At 46.5% G+C, this 901-nt stretch carries 1 protein-coding gene; it reads right to left on the bottom strand.

The window, feature by feature from the left end; all coding sequences use genetic code 11:
- The coding region (locus CIK99_RS06615; RefSeq protein WP_094380756.1) for an IS1380-like element IS612 family transposase at positions 1–901 on the bottom strand (901 nt) is incomplete at both ends.

Genomic DNA, 901 nt, shown 5'->3' with positions numbered 1-901 from the left:
AGGCTCCAACCGAATCCGTTGTTCATGTCGTCAAAGATACGTTCCTTGCCGCCACGCAGATTGTAGAATTCAACAATGTCCCTTGTCGATGACTTGTAATCGTTGGTCAGAATACAACGGTAAGTGTATTCGCCTTCCCACAGGTCAAGGTCGCCACTGTTGCGTCTTTGTCTCTGGATGACAAGACGATAGCACTTGCCTTCCCATTTCTCAACGAGAATGGAATTGAGTTCGAACTGGATGCCGTTAATCTCCTCCGTCTTCCATCCTCTCAGAGCAAAGATGTCATTGTAGAGCGAACTGCATCGGTTGGCACGGATGTAGAAATGTTTGCAATGCTTCTCTATCTCACTGACGATTTCCTTCGAGCAGGAACCGCAGTCTGCCCTGAAGCGATTTACACGGATGTTCTGGGATTCCAGAAGAGCGAAGAATCTCTTATGGGTGTCTGCCTGATGAAAACGCACATTCGTGTTACCATCGCTGTTCTCGATATAGACTATCTTGTCACCGATAACATATACGCCAGGCCTGTAGCCGAGGAACTTTTTGTAGGTCGGTTTTGCATCATACTTCTCCGTTTCAAGGAACTGATGGTCAAAGTCAACATCGTATTCCTCAATTTCCTTCAACTCGCCTGTAGAAACCAAAGCGTTTATAAGCAATGTGTTGAGTTTGTCTGCAGTATTGAAATCATAGGTCTTGCCTTGGTCGGAAGTATAGGAGATGTTTTCCTGTGTCAGTTCCTTGATGGCTCTGAGGATGGTATCAGAGCTGCATGTACGAAGGGTAGGATGATACGAGAGATGGCGCATCAGTTGTGACGTTACATCTTCCACGCATGAGCCGCCACAGAAATAAACGCTCATCAGCGAACGGACTATCTCGCTGAACTGATATC

The sequence above is a fragment of the Prevotella sp. P5-92 genome (genome assembly GCF_002251245.1).
Lineage (GTDB): Bacteria > Bacteroidota > Bacteroidia > Bacteroidales > Bacteroidaceae > Prevotella.
The sequence above is the reverse complement of the archived record's forward strand: the minus strand, read 5'-3'. Positions and strand labels throughout refer to the sequence as shown.